The 17,854-nt window shown below is 55.3% G+C and carries 21 protein-coding genes and 1 tRNA gene; 5 read left to right on the top strand and 17 right to left on the bottom strand.

What is annotated here, in order from left to right; genetic code table 11:
• Positions 1–94: 94 nt before the first annotated feature.
• From WC184_02365 to WC184_02380, 4 genes are all read right to left on the bottom strand, one after another.
• Positions 95–946, bottom strand: coding sequence for a class I SAM-dependent methyltransferase (locus tag WC184_02365; GenBank protein MFA7476724.1), 852 nt, complete (start codon positions 944–946; stop codon positions 95–97).
• The gene (polA, locus tag WC184_02370; GenBank protein ID MFA7476725.1) at positions 943–3,702 is read right to left on the bottom strand and encodes a DNA polymerase I; all 2,760 of its coding nucleotides are present in this window, start codon (positions 3,700–3,702) and stop codon (positions 943–945) included. The genes WC184_02365 and polA overlap by 4 nt, the downstream gene beginning before the upstream one ends.
• Before the next feature lie 72 nt (positions 3,703–3,774).
• Positions 3,775–4,137, bottom strand: a complete 363-nt coding sequence (locus WC184_02375) for a hypothetical protein (GenBank protein ID MFA7476726.1) — start codon at positions 4,135–4,137, stop codon at positions 3,775–3,777.
• Positions 4,113–4,195 (bottom strand) — tRNA-Leu (locus WC184_02380). Before WC184_02380 ends, WC184_02375 begins: the two co-directional genes overlap by 25 nt.
• 244 nt (positions 4,196–4,439) lie before the next feature.
• Here WC184_02380 and fabD point away from each other — a divergent pair.
• From fabD to WC184_02405, 5 genes are all read left to right on the top strand, one after another.
• Positions 4,440–5,624, top strand: coding sequence for an ACP S-malonyltransferase (gene fabD / locus WC184_02385; GenBank protein MFA7476727.1), 1,185 nt, complete (start codon positions 4,440–4,442; stop codon positions 5,622–5,624).
• A 3-nt stretch (positions 5,625–5,627) separates the two neighbouring features.
• Positions 5,628–6,554 carry a beta-ketoacyl-ACP synthase III gene (locus tag WC184_02390; protein MFA7476728.1) on the top strand — a complete coding sequence of 309 codons (927 nt, stop codon included), beginning with the start codon at positions 5,628–5,630 and terminating at the stop codon, positions 6,552–6,554.
• Positions 6,551–7,285, top strand: coding sequence for a 3-oxoacyl-[acyl-carrier-protein] reductase (gene fabG / locus WC184_02395; GenBank protein ID MFA7476729.1), 735 nt, complete (start codon positions 6,551–6,553; stop codon positions 7,283–7,285). Before WC184_02390 ends, fabG begins: the two co-directional genes overlap by 4 nt.
• A gap of 70 nt (positions 7,286–7,355) precedes the next feature.
• A complete protein-coding gene (acpP, locus tag WC184_02400) occupies positions 7,356–7,595 on the top strand; it encodes an acyl carrier protein (protein ID MFA7476730.1) in 240 nt (79 codons plus the stop codon).
• Entirely contained in the window at positions 7,595–8,776 is a 1,182-nt protein-coding gene (locus WC184_02405; protein ID MFA7476731.1) for a beta-ketoacyl-ACP synthase II, read from the top strand. The genes acpP and WC184_02405 overlap by 1 nt, the downstream gene beginning before the upstream one ends.
• Before the next feature lie 116 nt (positions 8,777–8,892).
• Here the strand turns inward: WC184_02405 and fabZ are convergent, their stop codons facing one another.
• The 13 genes from fabZ to WC184_02470 all read right to left on the bottom strand — a co-directional run bounded on the left by fabZ (position 8,893) and on the right by WC184_02470 (position 17,818).
• The gene (fabZ, locus tag WC184_02410) at positions 8,893–9,327 is read right to left on the bottom strand and encodes a 3-hydroxyacyl-ACP dehydratase FabZ (GenBank protein MFA7476732.1); all 435 of its coding nucleotides are present in this window, start codon (positions 9,325–9,327) and stop codon (positions 8,893–8,895) included.
• Positions 9,324–9,776: a thioredoxin-dependent thiol peroxidase gene (gene bcp / locus WC184_02415; GenBank protein MFA7476733.1), complete on the bottom strand. Its 453-nt coding sequence runs from the start codon at positions 9,774–9,776 to the stop codon at positions 9,324–9,326. Before bcp ends, fabZ begins: the two co-directional genes overlap by 4 nt.
• A gap of 110 nt (positions 9,777–9,886) precedes the next feature.
• A complete protein-coding gene (locus WC184_02420) occupies positions 9,887–10,165 on the bottom strand; it encodes an HU family DNA-binding protein (protein MFA7476734.1) in 279 nt (92 codons plus the stop codon).
• 130 nt (positions 10,166–10,295) lie between these two features.
• Positions 10,296–10,670 carry a hypothetical protein gene (locus tag WC184_02425; GenBank protein MFA7476735.1) on the bottom strand — a complete coding sequence of 125 codons (375 nt, stop codon included), beginning with the start codon at positions 10,668–10,670 and terminating at the stop codon, positions 10,296–10,298.
• 75 nt (positions 10,671–10,745) lie between these two features.
• Complete coding sequence (gene trpA / locus WC184_02430) at positions 10,746–11,534, bottom strand: tryptophan synthase subunit alpha (protein MFA7476736.1); 789 nt, start codon at positions 11,532–11,534, stop codon at positions 10,746–10,748.
• Positions 11,524–12,705 carry a tryptophan synthase subunit beta gene (trpB, locus tag WC184_02435; protein MFA7476737.1) on the bottom strand — a complete coding sequence of 394 codons (1,182 nt, stop codon included), beginning with the start codon at positions 12,703–12,705 and terminating at the stop codon, positions 11,524–11,526. The genes trpA and trpB overlap by 11 nt, the downstream gene beginning before the upstream one ends.
• A gap of 14 nt (positions 12,706–12,719) precedes the next feature.
• Complete coding sequence (locus WC184_02440) at positions 12,720–13,388, bottom strand: phosphoribosylanthranilate isomerase (protein ID MFA7476738.1); 669 nt, start codon at positions 13,386–13,388, stop codon at positions 12,720–12,722.
• Between the two features lie 42 nt (positions 13,389–13,430).
• Positions 13,431–14,228, bottom strand: a complete 798-nt coding sequence (gene trpC / locus WC184_02445) for an indole-3-glycerol phosphate synthase TrpC (protein ID MFA7476739.1) — start codon at positions 14,226–14,228, stop codon at positions 13,431–13,433.
• 3 nt (positions 14,229–14,231) lie between these two features.
• Positions 14,232–14,543 carry a putative quinol monooxygenase gene (locus WC184_02450; protein MFA7476740.1) on the bottom strand — a complete coding sequence of 104 codons (312 nt, stop codon included), beginning with the start codon at positions 14,541–14,543 and terminating at the stop codon, positions 14,232–14,234.
• A gap of 9 nt (positions 14,544–14,552) precedes the next feature.
• Positions 14,553–15,515, bottom strand: a complete 963-nt coding sequence (locus WC184_02455) for a hypothetical protein (protein MFA7476741.1) — start codon at positions 15,513–15,515, stop codon at positions 14,553–14,555.
• Positions 15,512–17,026: a chorismate-binding protein gene (locus WC184_02460; GenBank protein ID MFA7476742.1), complete on the bottom strand. Its 1,515-nt coding sequence runs from the start codon at positions 17,024–17,026 to the stop codon at positions 15,512–15,514. Before WC184_02460 ends, WC184_02455 begins: the two co-directional genes overlap by 4 nt.
• Positions 17,010–17,375 carry a phosphoribosyl-AMP cyclohydrolase gene (gene hisI / locus WC184_02465; protein MFA7476743.1) on the bottom strand — a complete coding sequence of 122 codons (366 nt, stop codon included), beginning with the start codon at positions 17,373–17,375 and terminating at the stop codon, positions 17,010–17,012. The genes WC184_02460 and hisI overlap by 17 nt, the downstream gene beginning before the upstream one ends.
• A 92-nt stretch (positions 17,376–17,467) precedes the next feature.
• Entirely contained in the window at positions 17,468–17,818 is a 351-nt protein-coding gene (locus WC184_02470) for a co-chaperone GroES (GenBank protein ID MFA7476744.1), read from the bottom strand.
• Between the last annotated feature and the right edge of the window lie 36 nt (positions 17,819–17,854).

Below are 17,854 nucleotides of genomic sequence, written 5' to 3' on the forward strand. Positions count from 1 at the left end.
AAACAACCACCGAATACTGCTAGCGGTTGGCGCTGAAGGCCACCCGGTCGGATGGTCGCTAACTTCACACGCGTAGGGGTAAAAGCATATCACCTCAGGCTGGTTTCGTTGCTATCACCAAGAACTCAGGGTGATCAAGCCCCGGCGGGTTAGTGCCGTAGACACCGGGGGTTACGCCGTAGATCTTAACGTCAACTAGACCAACAGCCTGCACCATAAGCCGTAGCTCACGGGGTGTGAAACACGAAGTCCAAAGGTCAACCTCAACATCACGGCCATCTTCGGAACGGATAGCAGTGGTTTCGTGATTAACTCCGGTAGCGGCGTTGAACGAATCTTGGTCTTCCAAATAACGAACCTGGAAATAGGCTGAAAACGCTGAAAACGCAATACGTCCGCCTGGTCGTAAAGCCCGAACCATGCCCGCTAAAACCGGGAAGTCAGGGTCAACCGGATTGGCATCGGCGGCCGCTTGATCAGCGTTGCTACTGGTGTCACCTTGCAAGCCAAAGGCACCTTGGCACAACGAAATTACGGCGTCGAACTCTTCGTTAAACGGTAATTCCCGGGCGTCTAAGCGCTGAAATGAAACCCCCGGGGCTGCTACCTGGTTGGCTAGCTCCACAAACCGGGCTGAAATATCTACACCCAACACTTCCATGCCACGTTGGCCTAAAGCATGGGAATGTCGCCCCGGGCCACAACCAACATCAAGCACCCGCTCCCCTGCCACCAAACCCAAGGCCTCGGTTAGGAAGGCGACTTCTTGCTCGGTTCCCTTGGTGAAGGAATAACGCAGATAGGCCTGACCCATATGGTCAGCCATGGCCTCAAACCAATGGCCCGGCCCGTGGTTATGATTCTCGGCATCGGTGTGCTGGTGCTTTAGATCGCGGTGCTGGTTGGTAGAGCTCGGCTGTGATTTGGCACTGGGTGGTTGGCTCATGATTTTGCTTCTGCCCAACTGTTTCCAAACGACAGGTTGACAGCCAACGGCACCCGCAGGTCGAAGGCATCGACCATGGTCGTGGTCACCAAATCGGCTATTTGTTGGCGATCTTTGGGTTCGACCTCCAAAATCACCTCATCGTGCACCTGCAATACGATGCGGCTCGTGGAGCCCAGGTCGCGCAGGGCAGCGTCAAGACGAACCAAAGCCACTTTGAAAATATCGGCTGCAAGTCCTTGAATACCCGCGTTCATGGCTTGGCGTTCGCCAGCTTGTCGAACCCGGAAATTGGATGACGCTAACTCGGGGATCTGACGACGTCGACCAAAAAGAGTTTCTGTGTAGCCCTTCTGGCGGGCTTCTTCGACCGTGCGTTCCATGTAGTCATGCACCGACGGAAACGCTGCGAAATAGGCATCTAGAATTTCTTGGGCTTCGCCGGTAGCAATGTTTAATCGCTGGGCTAAACCGTAGGCTTCCATGCCATAAGCCAAACCGTAAGAAACCATTTTGGCCCGGTCACGCTGGGCGTGGGTTACTTCGTCAGCCGCCACATGGAAAACCCGTGCCGCGGTGGCATTGTGAATATCTTGACCAGTTTCGAAAGCATTAATAAGGCCAGGGTCGCCCGCCAGGTGAGCAATACAGCGCAGTTCAATCTGGTTGTAGTCGGCCACCAGCAACTCGAAACCCGCTGCTGGGACGAACACGGCGCGGAATTTACGGCCAAGCTCGCTTCGCACCGGGATGTTATGCAAGTTCGGGGCGTCGGAGCTTAGACGGCCGGTTCGGGCAACGGTTTGGTTGAATGTGGCGTGTATTCGTCCGTCGGAAGCCACTTCAGCCAATAAACCTTCACCATAGGTTGAACGCAGCTTTTCAACCTCCCGATATTCGAGCAGGTGTTCGATAATGGGGTGCTCGCCTCGCAGTTTTTCTAGCGACGCCGCATCAGTGGAAAAACCAGTTTTGGTTTTCTTTTGTGGAGTGAGACCCAGATCTTCAAAGAGCACCTTTCGAAGCTGTTTCGTGGAGTTGACGTTGAAGGTTTGCCCGGCGTCTTCCTGAATGGTTTTCGCCAACGTGGCGGCACTAGCCGCTAAATCGTTGCTGAGCGCTTGTAACGCATCGCGGTCGACTCCAACCCCGACTGCTTCCATGCGTGCCAAAACACTCACCAGAGGGATCTCTATCTCTTGGTAAAGCTTGGTTAAGCCTTGGGCTTCAAGTGCGTGTTCAAGTGGTGCCACCAACGCCAGGACACCCAACGCCCGGCTAGCGGTGTCGGTGCTGAGGTTTTCTAGCTCGTTACCGTCGAAATCTAAACGACCTTCTTCCACCGCGCTGCGAGTGGGAAGTTGAAGCTGTGCATAACGGGTAATTAAGTCGGCTAAGAGATAGTCGCTTTGGCCAGGGTCAAGCAGATAAGCGGCCAACATGGTGTCAACCACTAGTTTCGGCATTGCCACGCCTAAACCTAGAAGGGCCCGTTCTAGGGCTTTGGCATCGTGCGCTATCACGCCCGGACCGTTCGCACCCAACAATTCACCGAGCGCGACTTTGATGTTTTCGTCGCTAAGCAGCTCGCCTGGGAGCCAATACACGGCTGAACGTTCGGTTTTGGTGCCATTTGTTTCCAAGTCGCGGCTGCCGTTAGTTAAGGCCAAACCTCGAAGCGGTTGAGCCTGGGCAGTGGTGTGCCACGACCAATCACGCCACGAACCCGAAGGGTTCCAAGCGCCCTGCACCGCCGTAGCGTTTTCGCTGGTGGCAAGAGTTCCCAGTGCCGAAACAGCTGTCTCGGCATCGTTCAAAACCACCACGTTGGCTTCTAAGGCTCCAGATGCGTTTTCATGGCCGGTGTGATTGACGGCTGGCGCGCCAAGCAGTTCGTTAATCCGGTTTCGAAGGCTGTGAAACTCTAGAAAATCGATGAGCTGGGCTAAGGCTTCAGGGTTGATGCGATCGGCCGCCAAGGTTCGAGGCACTACCGAAATCTCAAGGTCGCGACGCAAGGTCATCATCTCGAAATTCCGTTCGACCAGTTCTTTGCTAGCCGCCAGATTCTCGCGCAATTTCGGGGTTTGCTCATCGAGATGGTCGTAAATTCCGGCAATATCACCGTACTTATTCACCAGGCGAGCAGCGGTCTTTTCACCTACCCCTGGTACCCCATCGAGATTGTCGGAAGGGTCGCCTCTGAGCGCGGCGTAATCTACGTAGTCAAGTGGGGCGACGCCAGTGCGTTCTTTGATGCCCGCTTCGTCATAAAGCACATAGTCTGAAACGCCACGACGGTTGTACAGCACTCTGATTTGGGGGTCTCGCACCAGCTGATAAGAATCACGGTCGCCAGTAACCACCATGACCGTTTGACCTGCATCAGCGGCTTTGGTGGCCAGCGTGGCAATAATGTCGTCGGCTTCGAAACCCACCATGTCAAGAGCAGGAATATCAAGCACATCGAGCACCTGACGCACTAAACCGATTTGTTGCACCAAAAGCGCCGGAGTTTCATCGCGCTGTGCCTTGTATTCGGCTACCGCTTCATGGCGAAACGTGGGCTCGGGCCGGTCAAAGGCCACCACGATGCCATCGGGACGATGGTCACGTACCAGGTTCAATAGCATAGAAGTGAACCCGTAGACAGCGTTGGTTACCTGCCCCGAAGCAGTGGCCATATCGGGAGGCAAGGCGAACCACGCCCGATACGTAAGCGAATTTCCATCGAGCAACATTAGGTTGGTCACCATCACAGCCTACGCAGGCAGACCAGCAGGTTTCACCCCAGTCGACCTATCCGCCTACGACGTCGACCTCTTGGGCTAAGACAAAGCCACCAGTTGATCTAGAAGTTGATCTTGTAGCACTTCCAAACGCGCAATCTCTTGGCGAAGGTCGTTCGCGCCGCGCTCTAACGCTTCCAGCTGGCGGGTAGCTTCACGTTCATCGTGGCGATCCATCGGCGCCTCTGACACGATCGAACGGGTGCGGGCATCAGCAGCTTCTTCACGCACCTGGACCAGCTGTTCTTCTAACACGGCCAATTCGGCGCGGGCTCGTTGGGCACGATTGGTCGTCTTAGCCAGCTTACGCTTCAAACGTTCTTTGGCGATCAAAACACCCACGTCCGCAACGAGACTTGCTTGTGAATGCTCATAAGTGCCCGGGGTGGGACTCGAACCCACACGCCCTCACGGACAAGGGATTTTGAATCCCCCGCGTCTACCATTCCGCCACCCGGGCTTATGTGCTTACACAATATAGAGAAAAGTAGACTAGTGGCGACATGGGCCTAGCGCGAAATCGATATTCATCTCTCATGAGTGGCGGCCACCCAGCCTTAGGCTCCATCATCTTCGGTAGGCCGAAACACAACCGGGGTGAGCCCAACCAACGAAATCCAACATCAAAGCCAAACTTTGTGAAACCAAACAGAGGCTTTGATGGTCTCACCCACAACTATCGTCAACGAGGAAATCCGTAGCGAATGATCGCATTTACTTTCCCAGGTCAGGGCTCACAACGCCCTGGTATGGGTGCCGCTTGGGCCGAACACCCCTCTTGGGAGCTAGTAGCCGAAGCATCTGAAGTAGCCAAACGAGATCTCGCCCACCTGCTTTTAGAAGCAGACGCCGACACATTGGTCTCCACGCAAAACGCCCAGCTTTCAACGTTTCTAACTTCGCTTATCGTGTTGGACGCCGTAGAACGAACCGGTGTTGAACCCGCCCATGTGGCAGGCCATTCTCTTGGCGAATACACCGCTTTGGTGGCCGCTGGTGCCTTGTCGTTTGAAGACGGAGTTCGCCTTGTACAAGAACGCGGCGAGGCTATGCTCACCGCAGCGCAAGAACAACCCGGAACGATGGCCGTGGTTTTGGGCCTCGACGATGACAAAGTAGAAATTGCCTGTGCCCGGGTTGACGGTGACGTATGGGTGGCCAACTTCAACTCACCTGGCCAGGTGGTAATTGCCGGTAGCCCCGAAGCTCTTGTCGATGCCGGAGTGGCAGCCAAAGAACTTGGCGCTAAGCGCATAATGGACATTCCCGTTGGTGGCGCTTTCCACACCCCCTTCATGGCCTCAGCCCAAGAACGCCTGCGAGCTGCCCTCCACACCGTTGAATGGCGCGACCCCCAAGTACCGGTGCATGCCAACGTTGACGCCATGGCCCACCCCAACGGTCTTGACTGGTCGGGGCTTCTCTCGGCCCAGCTCACCAGCCCCGTTCGCTGGCGACAAACCCTGCACGGACTCGACCAAGCCGGAGTTACCACTTTTGTAGAACTAGGCCCGGGCACGGTGCTAACCGGCATGGTGAAACGTACCGTGAAAAGCGCCCGTTCACTTTCAGTAATGGTGCCCTCCGACATTGACGCCCTACTAGAGTCGCTTGCTCAGTCACCAGAAACTGGCCGTGCCGATATCGGCCAAAGAGACGGCGAACACCTCTTCGCCACCGAACGAATGGTGGTAAGCCCAGCCGCTGGAGTTTTCACCCCCGTCACCGAAATCGGACCCGGCAGCGTTATCGCCGCTGGTGACCAACTAGGCAACGTTGGTGAACACGAAGTGCGTTCGGCCTTTAGTGGCTCGATTATGGGCTGGCTAGCCGTTGAAGGCGAGCGAGTAACAACAAGTCAACCAATAGCCTGGCTGAGGACGGTTTAAACAATGAGTGGGGCACAAATTAAAGGTTGGGGCTACGCGTTACCCGACAAAGTGGTAACCAACCATGACCTAGAAAAAACCCTAGACACCTCACACGAGTGGATCGTTGAACGTACCGGTATCAGCGAACGCCGTGTTGGTGGCACCACTTCTGGCCTGGCCGTGGAAGCTGCCCGAGCAGCCCTTGCCAAAGCCGGATGGGAACCAGACACCGTGGATCTAGTGCTTTTGGCCACCACGAGCCCCGACCAGCAGGTACCCGCCACCGCCTCCACCGTCCAAGCTGAGTTAGGGCTAAATTGCGGTGCTTTCGACTTGAACGCCGCCTGTTCAGGCTTCATGTATGGCTTGGTAGCCGCTCACGGTTTTATTACCACCGGCATGAAACGCATTTTGGTAATTGGTGCTGAAACCCTTAGCCGGATCACCGACTGGGATGACCGTGGCACAGCCATACTTTTTGCGGACGGCGCCGGCGCTGTTGCGCTAGAAGCTGTTGAAGGGCCCGGAGAACTAATCGCTTGGGACCTGGGTTCCGATGGCACCGCTCGACACATCTTAGACGCCGATATTGGTGGCTATTTGCGCATGGATGGCCGTGAGGTTTTTCGCCGCGCCGTACGGGTGATGGTGGCCTCAGGTGAAGAAGTCTTTCGCAAAGCTGGTGTGACTGCCGATGACATTGATGTGGTAATCCCCCATCAAGCCAACATTCGAATCATCGAATCGGCCTGCAAAAAGCTGGGCATTCCCATGGAAAAGGCCGTGTCAGTGTTGGAAAAAACGGGCAACACTTCTTCAGCCTCGATTCCCACCGCGCTGGCCCAAGCCGCTGATGAAGGCAAACTTAAAGCTGGCGATCTGGTATTAATGGTGGGCTTCGGTGCCGGCATGACTTGGGCGGCGGCCTTGATTCGATGGAACCCATGAGCAAAGAAAACTTGGAAAACGAAACGCCACGGGTAGTGCTAGTAACCGGCGGTAACCGAGGCATAGGCCTAGCAACGGCCACGGCATTTGCCGACGCGGGACACAAAGTGGCAGTAACTTACCGCTCGCAAGCCCCTAGCGACCCTCGCCTCTTCGCAGTTAAATGCGACGTGGCAGATACCGATTCGGTGAACGCTGCTTTTGACACCATTGAAGCTGAACTTGGCCCCGTGTCCGTGCTTGTGGCGAATGCCGGAATCACTCGTGACACCTTGGTGCTGCGAATGAGCGACGACGATTTCACCGAAGTCATCAACACCAACCTCACCGGAGCTTTCCGAGTGGCCCGACGGGCCGTGAAATCAATGATGCGCGCCCGCTGGGGACGTATCATTATGCTTTCATCGGTGGTCGGAACCGCGGGGCAGGCGGGTCAAGCGAACTACTCGGCATCGAAAGCCGGGCTAATAGGTTTGGCACGGTCACTCGCCCGCGAGTTCGCATCGCGTAATATCACAGTGAACGTAGTGGCCCCCGGCCCAATTCGTACCGACATGACCGATGCCCTAAATGACGATCAACAAGCCAATATTTTAGATGCCGTACCTTTAGGTCGCTTCGGTGATGTTGCCGAGGTGGCCGCCACTATTGCGTTCTTAGCTTCTGAACCTGCCGCCTACATCACCGGAGCCGTAATTCCGGTAGACGGCGGACTGGGAATGGGCGGCTAAGGTCGCTTGATCCCAAACCGTAATAACCTTCCACCATCAAACCCTCGATAATCCGAGAAATGGAGTAACCGTGAGTGACGCAGAGAATTTTGATCGCTTCAAAAAGTGTGCCGTAGAGGTACTCGATGTTGACGCCGATCAAATCACCCGCGAAGCCAGCTTTGCCGACGACCTCGATGCCGACAGCCTCGACTTGGTAGAGCTGGTAATGGCTCTCGAGGAAGAGTTCGACGTGAGCGTTGAAGAAGAAGAGCTAGAAGGCATTGAAACCGTGGGTGCCGCATACAACCTGATCATTTCGAAGCTCTAATGACGAATCGTCGTGTGGCCGTAACAGGCATGGGTGTGGTTGCCCCGTGCGGCATTGGGTTAGAAGCATTTTGGAATGGGCTAAGCGCGCCAGCACCGGTTGGTGCTGAACGTCCGGTAACCGATTTCGACCCAACCCCCTACTTTGAGAACCGCAAAGAAGCACGCCGTAGCGACCGCTTCACGCAGTTCGCGTTAGCGGCCGCGGCGATGGCTCTCGAACAAGCTGGCAACCCAGAAATCACCCCGCAGCGTGCCGGGGTTATGATCGGAACCGGCGTGGGCGGAATCAACACCCTGGAAGAACAAATCCAGGTGAACTACAACAAAGGCTCTAACCGCGTCTCACCATTTTTGGTGCCGATGATGATGGGCAACGCCGCCGCGGCATCACTTTCGATGCGTTATGGCTGGCAAGGCCCCTGTGAAACCACGGTTACCGCATGTGCGGCTGGTACCCACGCTATTGGCAACGCCGCCCGGATGATCCGTGACGGACGTTGCGACATTGCAATGGCGGGCGGCTCAGAAGCTGGGTTAACCCCCACGGCAGTAGCCGGGTTTAGAAATATGACCGCGCTTTCGGCTTCAGGCAACTCTCGCCCCTTCGACAACCGTCGCGACGGTTTCGTGATGAGCGAAGGTGCTGGCGTGCTAATTCTTGAAGAATGGGAACACGCCGTAGCCCGTGGTGCCACCATTTTGGGCGAGTTGATGGGTTCCGCCAGCACGGCTGATGCCCACCACATCACAGCACCTGCCCCAGGAGGAACCGGCGCAATTTCGTGTATGGCCCTGGCCATTGCGGATGCCGGTCTAGAAGCCACGGATATTGTGCATGTAAATGCACACGGAACGTCAACCCCGCTGAATGACGCTAATGAGGCCCAGGCCATTGCAGCTGTCTTTGGTGACACCCAGCCCCTGGTGACCTCCACTAAGGGTGCAACCGGGCACGCTTTGGGCGCTGCCGGGGCGTTGGAAGCAGTAGCAGTATTGCTTTCGATGCAACACCGTCAGATTCCCCCCACCTTGGGCTACAGCGAAGTTGACCCTGAGATGGCCAAAATAAATATTGTGGCCGGTGAACCGGCAGCCTGGACCCCAGGGCCTTCACTATCAAACTCGTTTGGTTTCGGTGGCCACAACGGCACGCTAGTTATAGGTCCACCAAGCGCCTAACGCCGCAGTAGTCGGTATTACCGCAGCCATACAGTTAATTGCAGCCGGATAGACCTTGTGAAGAGGTTTATCCGGCTGTGATGTTTTTGTGTTTTATGTGGCTGTTCTTTGGTGGTTTAGCTTTCGGCGTTAACCACCACGAACAGCAGGTCGGCTGAACAGGCCAACTCGCCATTTAAGATGGCCTGGCCTGAGCCTTTACCTGCACGTGCTGATAAGCGCCCCATAGTTATTTCAAGCTCTAAAGTGTCGCCGGGGCCCACCTGACGGCGGAAGCGGGCGTTATCTACCCCGCCAAAGAGTGGCAACTTGCCCGCAAAACGCTCGTCGGTGAGTACCGCCACGGCACCCAGTTGTGCAATAGCCTCTACCATCAAAACGCCAGGCAAGGTGGGCCGACCCGGAAAATGCCCGGCAAAGAAGTCTTCGTCACCACTTAGGTGCCAAAGACCCTTGGCTGATTGGCCTGGGTTTAGCTCGACAATTTCATCGAGAAACAAAAAAGGTGGCCGGTGCGCCAAAATATCGGCGGGGCGTGGAAGTCCGGTCATGCTTTGAGCGCCTTGAGAAGGTTTTTAGGAGTGTCTTTAGGGCTGATCTTCGGCCAGGCAACTTCAATATTTCCCGACTCATCAATTAGAAACGCCGAGCGTATAATGCCCATGTACTTGCGTCCATACATCGACTTTTCGCCCCACACCCCATAGGCCTCAGCCACCTGGTGTTCCGGGTCAGAAAGCAGCGGAAACCCTAAGGTATGCTTCTGGTCGAATTTGGCTTGGGCGGCCGGGGCATCGGGGCTGATACCCACAATGGCGGTGTCTCCGATGTCGGTCGCGATGTCACGTAGCCCCACAGCTTGGTTGGTGCAACCAGGCGTATTGGCTTTGGGGTAAAAGAACACCAGCACTTTGCGTCCGGCATAATCTTCCAGCGACACCGTATTGTCGTTTTGATCGCTGAGTGCAAACTTTGGTGCAGGATCTCCAGGAGTGAACATGGACTAAACGCTAGCCGCGATTGCCATGGCAGCAGAACCATGCCCAAAACGAATGAGGGCCACCTACTCCTAGGTGACCCAACATGTCGTAACTTTGTTACAAATGCAGCTTAGGCGCCTTTAGCAGCAGCCTTGAGCTTGGAACCAGCGGTGACCTTAGCGGCCTTAGAGGCTGGAATTTGGATAGCCTCACCGGTAGCGGGGTTACGACCGGCACGAGCGGCCCGGGTGGTCTGCTCAAATGAGATCCAACCTGGGATAGCCACCTTCTCGCCCTTGGAGATGGCTTCTGCGACGACGTCAAAGAAACCGTTGATGGTCTCTTCAACGCTCTTTTGAGTCTGTTCGGTACGTGCTGCGACCGCGGCTACCAGTTCAGACTTGTTCATGTGGTTTCCTCCTATTGTGCTCAACCTTCCAATTGGTTGAGCGGATGTTAAATGCAGCGATCCATTAAGCCTGTTAAGTCAAGCAGTAATGCTGCCAAGTATCATAAACGAAATAACAAAAAAGTACGGGCTAGCGGGTAATTCTCTTGGTTCCGACCCCGGTGTAAAGCGAAAAAGGTCGGTTCATTCTTTCCGCCCACCAATTCTCGTCACGCGCGTGAGCATGGAAATGAGTGGGAATTTGGCGCATATTTCGATCTATTTCAAACCTATTAGCTCCAAACCGTTCCGTAGCAACAATCACTAAGCGTTCGATCATAATCGCCACGGAGGCTTCATCGGGGTCAGGCCCGTGGCCTTTCCATACCACCATTGGAACCGAACAAACTTCGCAGTCAGCCACCCAACATAATTCATCTTCGAAATACCAATGGGTATATCGCGCGGCTTCACAAAGCTCACAGTTTTCATCTTGGATTAATTCAGTGGGGTTCGAATCAGGCATAAAAATTGTGATCGTAGTTTGGGGTTTTCAGACAATAAAGAGAGCTCGGCGCTGTGACCGTTGGCCAGAGGTCGACTACCCGCGATCTAACGCCAGGCGGATTTCGCCTACAAAGTCAACCGCCGCTTCAAAGCCATGGTCCATAAGCTTGCGGATAATCGCCGACCCTATGATCACCCCGTCGGCAACTTCGGCTACCGCTACGGCTTGTTCCGGTGTCGACACGCCAATACCAATAGCTACTGGCTTATTGGTAAGGGCCTTTAAGCGTTTAGCAATGGCTGTGGCGCTGGCGGCCAGTTCGGCGCGTTCACCGGTAATACCAACCAAACCCACCCCATAGACAAAGCCGCGGGTGCGCTCGCAGATGCGAGCTAAGCGCTCATCTGAACCAGTAGGTGCTGCCAGCATGACCGTTGCAATGCCCGCCTGGTCAGCTTCGGTGGTCCATGGTGGCGATTCTTCTAGTGGTAGGTCAGGCAGAATTGACCCGGCGAAGCCAGCTTCGGCCAAAGCAGCTGCATAACGTTTCAACCCCATCCGATACGGAATGTTGAAATAGGTCATGGCCACTAGTGGAATACCACAGTCGATACTGGCCGCTTCATCTATCACCGATCCAGGTGTAACACCACGAGCCAGGGCGGCTTCGGTGGCTAGCTGGATGGTTGGCCCATCCATAACCGGATCAGAAAATGGAATACCAACCTCAATGGCATCGGCACCTGCTTGCGCCACAGCTTCGACCAAACGGGCCCAGTTTGGTTGGTAGCCAGCGGTGAGATACGGCATTAACAGTTTGTGACCGGCCGCAATACGGCTCTGCAAATGGCTTTCTAAGGCCCCAGTGGGCTCAGAACTCATTTTTTAGAATCTCCATCATTTGGGCCACGTCTTTGTCGCCACGGCCCGACAAGTTCAACAACACCACCTGGTCGCGGAGCAGAGCCTTGTCACGCACCACCCATGCCAAGGCGTGGGCCGATTCGAGCGCTGGGATAATACCTTCGGTATGTGAGAGCAGCTTAAAGGCTTCAATCACTTGGTCATCGGTGACCTGCTCGTAGCGCGCACGACCCAAATCAGCCAGATAAGCGTGTTCAGGGCCTACACCCGGATAGTCGAGGCCAGCGGAAATGGATTGGGCTTCGGTTACCTGACCCCATTCGTCTTGGAGCAGGTACGACGCCATGCCGTGGACAACCCCTGGGATGCCTTTGCCGATGGCCGCCCCGCCAGCAGGCTCAACGCCCACCAGCTCGGCGTCGGTGTCCACAAAACCAGAGAAGATTCCAATGGCGTTCGATCCGCCACCCACACAAGCGGTCACCACATCAGGGGCACGACCAATTAGGGCTTGGCACTGGGCGGCAGCCTCAATACCAATAACCCGGTGCATCTCGCGCACCATCCATGGGTAAGGGTGAGGGCCCATAGCTGAACCTAAGCAGTAATGGCTGCGCTCAACTGTGGCCACCCAGTCACGCATAGCTTCGTTGACCGCATCTTTTAAGGTTTGGCTACCAGAGGTCGCTGCACGCACTTCCGCACCCAAGAGGCGCATTCGAAACACGTTTAGCGCTTGACGCTCCATGTCGACCGCCCCCATATACACCGTGCATTCCATGCCAAGGAGCGCCGCGGCGGTAGCAGTAGCTACCCCATGTTGACCAGCGCCAGTTTCGGCCACCAAACGACTTTTACCCATGCGTCTGGCTAAAAGCGCCTGGCCCAACACGTTGTTAATTTTGTGGCTACCAGTGTGATTCAGGTCTTCCCGCTTCAATAAAAGCGTTAAACCAAGCTCTTTTGACAGTCGATGACACGGGGTTAGCGGTGATGGGCGCCCAGCGTAGTTTTGCAACAGGTCATCGAGTTCAGCCCGAAAACTTTGGTCGGCCCAAGCCTCAATGAAGGCTGCCTCTAGCTCTTGGCAAGCCGGTACCAATGTTTCTGGCACAAAACGGCCCCCAAAGACGCCAAAACGTCCATCTTGCGGGGCACCCATCAAGGTGTGTTCGTTGTCGTGGGGCATCTCAGTTTCATTCTTCATCCGCCGTCCTCTTGCCAGTCATACAAATCTGACGAGCTTTGCTGGCTAGTCGTGGGTTCTGCTTTCACCGACGCTTTAGCGTTGGCAATAAAGGCCCGCACCTTACGAGGGTCTTTGTGGCCGGGGCGGGCCTCTACCCCACTCGACACATCAACACCCCAAGGTTCCACCCGGCGAATCGCGTCGGCCACGTTGTTGGGGTTTAACCCGCCAGCCAACAGAATTCGTCGCCCGGAAGGCGCACCTTCAGCCAGCGACCAGTCGAATACTTTGCCGGAACCCGGCTGGGGCGAATCGATGAGAATAACATCGGCTCGCCAATCGTCAGCGTGCGCCAAACTGGCCGAACCAGCCTCGAACGCTTGAATCACCAAACCAACTCGGGCTTTCACCCAACGAGCGACCTCAGGGCTTTCGTGGCCATGTAGCTGAGCACCACCCAAACCGGCTGTTTGAACCATTTCGACCACCCGTTCGGGGGCTTGATTTCGGAAAACACCGACCGTCAAAATTTCTGGTGGTAATCGCCGCACAATGTCGCGCGCCTGGCCCACAGCAATTTGGCGCGATGAGGGGGCAAACACGAAACCCAATGCGTCGGCACCCATAGCCACCGCTAAAAGGGCGTCTTCTTCAGTGGTGATACCGCAAATTTTTACGAACACAGCGTGCGCCTTTTCGGGTGGTTGCAAGCCTGCATATTGGAACTAACCAGCGAATGCACGAGCTGGAATTTGGCGCAGGGCTGCCACACCGGCACTGTGATTAGTGGCCGTGACCAGTGTTTCACCAACTAACACCGCGTCGTAGCCAGCTTCGGCCAACAAAGTGGCGTCGACTACGCCTTTGACGCCCGACTCGGCAACCCGAACCACATCGCTTGGAATTAGCGGTGCCATACGAACGGCTCGCTCGGTATCGACTTGGAACGTAACTAGGTCGCGTTGGTTAACGCCAACCAAGGTGGCGTTGGCGGCCAAAGCCCGATCTAGTTCGGCCTCATCATGAATTTCGACCAAAGCGTCAAGCCCGATCTCGTTAGCTAGGGCCATAAAGTCACGCAGCTCGTGGTCATCAAGGGCGGCGGCAATTAGTAACACAGCGTCGGCACCCATCACTCGGGCGTCACAAACGTCGAACGTGCTAACCGTGAAATCTTTGCGCAGAACCGGCAAGGTGGTGGCAGCATGCGCCGCCGCCAAGTCGGCGACTGAGCCACCGAAAAACTCTTCATCGGTTAGAACCGATAAAGCGGTAGCACCGCCAGTGGCATATTCCTGCGCGACTTGAGCCGGATCGAGCTTTGGGTTCAGATCGCCTTTGGAAGGCGAACGTCGTTTGATTTCAGCGATTACCGCCAAACCTTCGGAGCTCGCTAAACGTCGACGGAAGCCACGGGTTGGCGGCATGGCAAGAGCCTGATCGCGCAGGTCTTCGAAGTGCCGCTCTTCGTTGTTGGCGGCGGCACGGTGCGAAGCCAAAATGCGATCAAGATAGGTAGCCATTGTTTATACGTCGAAGCCTTTCGCCGACACCGGAGTGGCACGAATTAGTTCGACTCCCTCGGCCAAAAATGGGCCGAAGGCCGCCATACCGGCTTTCATGCCTTCCGAGGTGCCATGGGCCACCAAGGCTGCTTCATCGGCATACAGCTCGTATACCCAAGCCAAATCGGGGTTGCTGTCATCAAGGTGTAAGGCGTAAATCAACGTGCCGTCTTCGTTGTTGACGGTGTTGAACATGGTGTTGAAAGCTTTGACGAAATCGTCACGGACACCAGGCTTGAGCGGCAATTTGGCAATGGTCACGGTTTTTGACATGCGCCTAGCCTAGGCCGAAACAATGGGCGCGAACGACTGGGCCGATAGCTCTTTTGTGCCAACCTTCACAGCTGCTGGCAACTCGACGGCGCGTACCACATAGCCAAGGGCCACGGCCGTACCCGCGCTGCCAAGCGGTGCCACGCTGGTAACTGCACCAACCGGCTTGGCCTCTTCATGGCGGCTTCCGTTGTTTTCGTCATGTACCAAATAGATTTGGTCGCCAACTTGTGGTGCCTCTTCAGTTTGAAAGCTTAGAGTCACCAGCGACTGGGGGCTCTTGTTGCCTCGTGAATCCATGCGAGCCACTAGTTCTTGGCCGGTGTAACACCCTTTGGTGAAGCTCACTGAGCGCTCCACCATGCGAGTTGCCGCCGGAATGGTGTTCGAGAGTATCTCTTGGCCCATGGCGGGTATGCCTGCCTCGATTCGCAGGGCCTCGAAGATGTCTTTTGGCAACGGTGCTAATGACGTCGGAATCGAAAGATCGATACCCAAAACATCCCAACCGCAATAACCAGTTTCACGAACGGGAATAGTGGCCAACACGGCTTCACCCGCCAGAGCTTCCTGTGCAGGGACAGTTGCTTGAGCGGGTATTTGGTGGGTGTATCGCACCGCCAAAATTTGTGCATTACTTATCGCTTCAAACTGCACAGGCGTGCTTAGTTTGAAGCGTTCTAGCCGCGTGATAAGTGGCTCCTCGAAACCAGCATCGGTGTCGAGCAGGAAACTATTTTCACCCAGGCGGGTCACTCGGAACCAGGCACTAATTTTGCCTTGTGGTTCGAGTACGAAGCTATAGGCCGAACTTCCAATCGGCATAGCTTCAATATCTTGGGAAAGCTGGCCTTGTAAATAATTGGCGGCGGCTTCGCCGGTTACTTTCACAACCGTGCGATCCATCACCAAGGAGGCACCCGATTCAGCGAGTGCCTTTGGCCAGATGAGATTGGATCGAATGTTGTTCATTTAATTGCGTGTCGAGCAGCAGTCATTCGGCGAGCAGGTGGGATAGCAACCAGCAACGCCCGCGCCTTGTTACGGCATTCGAGGTCTTCATCAGCCGGGTTGCTATTGGCCACGATACCGGCCCCTGACTGAACTGAGGCCACCCCATCGTTACCGACGATCATGGTGCGAATAGCAATTGCGGTGTCGATATTGCCCGAAAAGTCGATGTAGCCTGCCACCCCGGCATAAGGGCCGCGTTTGGTGGGTTCTAGCTCGTCGATAATCTCTAGCGCCCGAGTTTTTGGAGCGCCAGAAACTGTTCCGGCGGGCAACGTAGCACGAAGCACGTCAATCGGGCTGGTCCCATCGGCCAATTGAGCCGAGACTTGAGAGGTTAAATGCATCACATGGCTGTATCGCTCAAGGGTCATAAGTTCATCGACCTTGATGGTGGCCGGATCACCAATTTTGGCTAAGTCATGCTTGGCCAAATCAACCAACATCATGTGTTCGTCAATCTCTTTGGGGTGTTCTCGCAGTTCGGCTTCTAAACGACGGTCATCTTCATCGGTTTTGCCGCGGCGACGCGTTCCGGCGATCGGCCTCGAAATAATTTTCCCATTCAGAAGTTGAATTAGCGGTTCGGGCGAACAGCCCACCAAGGTCACATCGGCTTGGCGAATGAAAAACATGTATGGACTGGGGTTTATTTGGCGCAAAACCCGGTACACGTCGAACGGATCGGCGTTCAGCTCCACATCGAAACGCTGGGAAACTACCACTTGGCTAACCTCACCAGCCTCGATGTATTCCAGTGCGGCGGCCACACTTTGGCGATAAGTATCAGAACCTGTCACGGCACGAAATTCGGGTAACTCGTCACCCTCGGGTGGCAACAAGAGCGGTTCGGCCAGCGTTTTGGAACCGTCGGCCGCCAGCTGATTCAACCGAGCTTCGCCTTCATCAAAAAGCTGGTCAAGGTCACTCGAGGTGGCCTCGGGTGGAATAACCACGTTCACCACCAACACTACACGCTGGTTCCAGTGGTCAAAGGCAGCCAGTTCACCAATCATGGCCAGCGCAGCGTCGGGATGGTGGCGATCGTCATGCGGTGGGTCGGGAAGATCTTCTACCTCTCGCACCACATCGTGGCCAATGTGACCTACTAAACCGGCGTGCAATGGCGGCAACTCGGCTATAGAAGGTGATTTATAGTGCTGCAGGAGAGCATCGAGTGTGGCCAAAATACCGTCTTTGAGAGGTAAATCACGAGGAAGGTCACCAGAGACACTTACCCGACCGTTAATCGAAGTGAGAGTAGCGATGGGGTTTCGACCAATAAATGACCAACGGCTCCAACGTCCGCCATGATCAACCGATTCCAACAAAAATCCGGGTTGGTCGGCCTCACACAGCCGGGCGAAAGCTGCCACTGGTGTTACTAAGTCGGCCAGTAGGTGACGCCAGATTGGAACCACGTTGTATTGCCCAGCAATGCGGTGGAACTCTTCTCTAGTTATCTGCGTCACTCATACTCCTAAAAAAGCAGGTTGGCGCACCGGTATGGCACGCTCCTTGGCCGGTTTGTTCAATCTTGAACAGCAATGTGTCGCCGTCGCAGTCGAGGAAAGCTTCTCGAAGATACTGTCGGTCACCCGAAGTTTCGCCTTTGCACCACAACTCTTGGCGAGAACGGCTCCAATACCACATGCGCCCGGTCTTGAAGGTTTGTTCTAGCGCCTCGCGATTCATCCAAGCCAGCATCAACACCTCTTTAGTGCTTTGGCTTTGCACCACGGTGGGAATAAGGCCCGTTTCGTTAAAGGTGAGCTCGCCCAGGCGGGCCGGATCTAGAGGGAGTGGGGTTAACTCGGACATAAGATTTTATGTGGTAAACGTTTCTTGGGTTTAACGATGGTCTTGCTTCAGGCCTCGTGGGTACTAGCTAGGTTGGTTGTTTGCTGTGGTGGTTATAGGTAGAGACCGGTACTTCCTTCACCTAAACGCGAGGCCGCCACCGCATGAATGTCACGCTCTCGCAAAATGATGTAGTCGGCACCTCGAACTTCAACCTCATAACGATCTTCGGGGTTGAAAAGCACCTGGTCGCCAGGTTCCATGGCCCGAACATTGGGGCCAATAGCAATGACTTCGGCCCAAGCTAGGCGCTTGGAAGCTTCGACAGTGGCTGGAATAAGAATGCCACCCGTGGAACGACGCTCACCTTCGGTCCCGGCCAGGGTGACGAGAATTCTGTCGTTCAACATTTTGATGGGCAGTTTGTCGTCGCTAGTCAACGCGTTTCCTGGGGTGGAAGTCATTTAAATGACGGTAATGCGCAATGTTCGTAGGTGAGA

This window comes from Acidimicrobiia bacterium (genome assembly GCA_041676705.1).
Classification (GTDB): Bacteria; Actinomycetota; Acidimicrobiia; order Acidimicrobiales; family SKKL01; genus Actinomarinicola.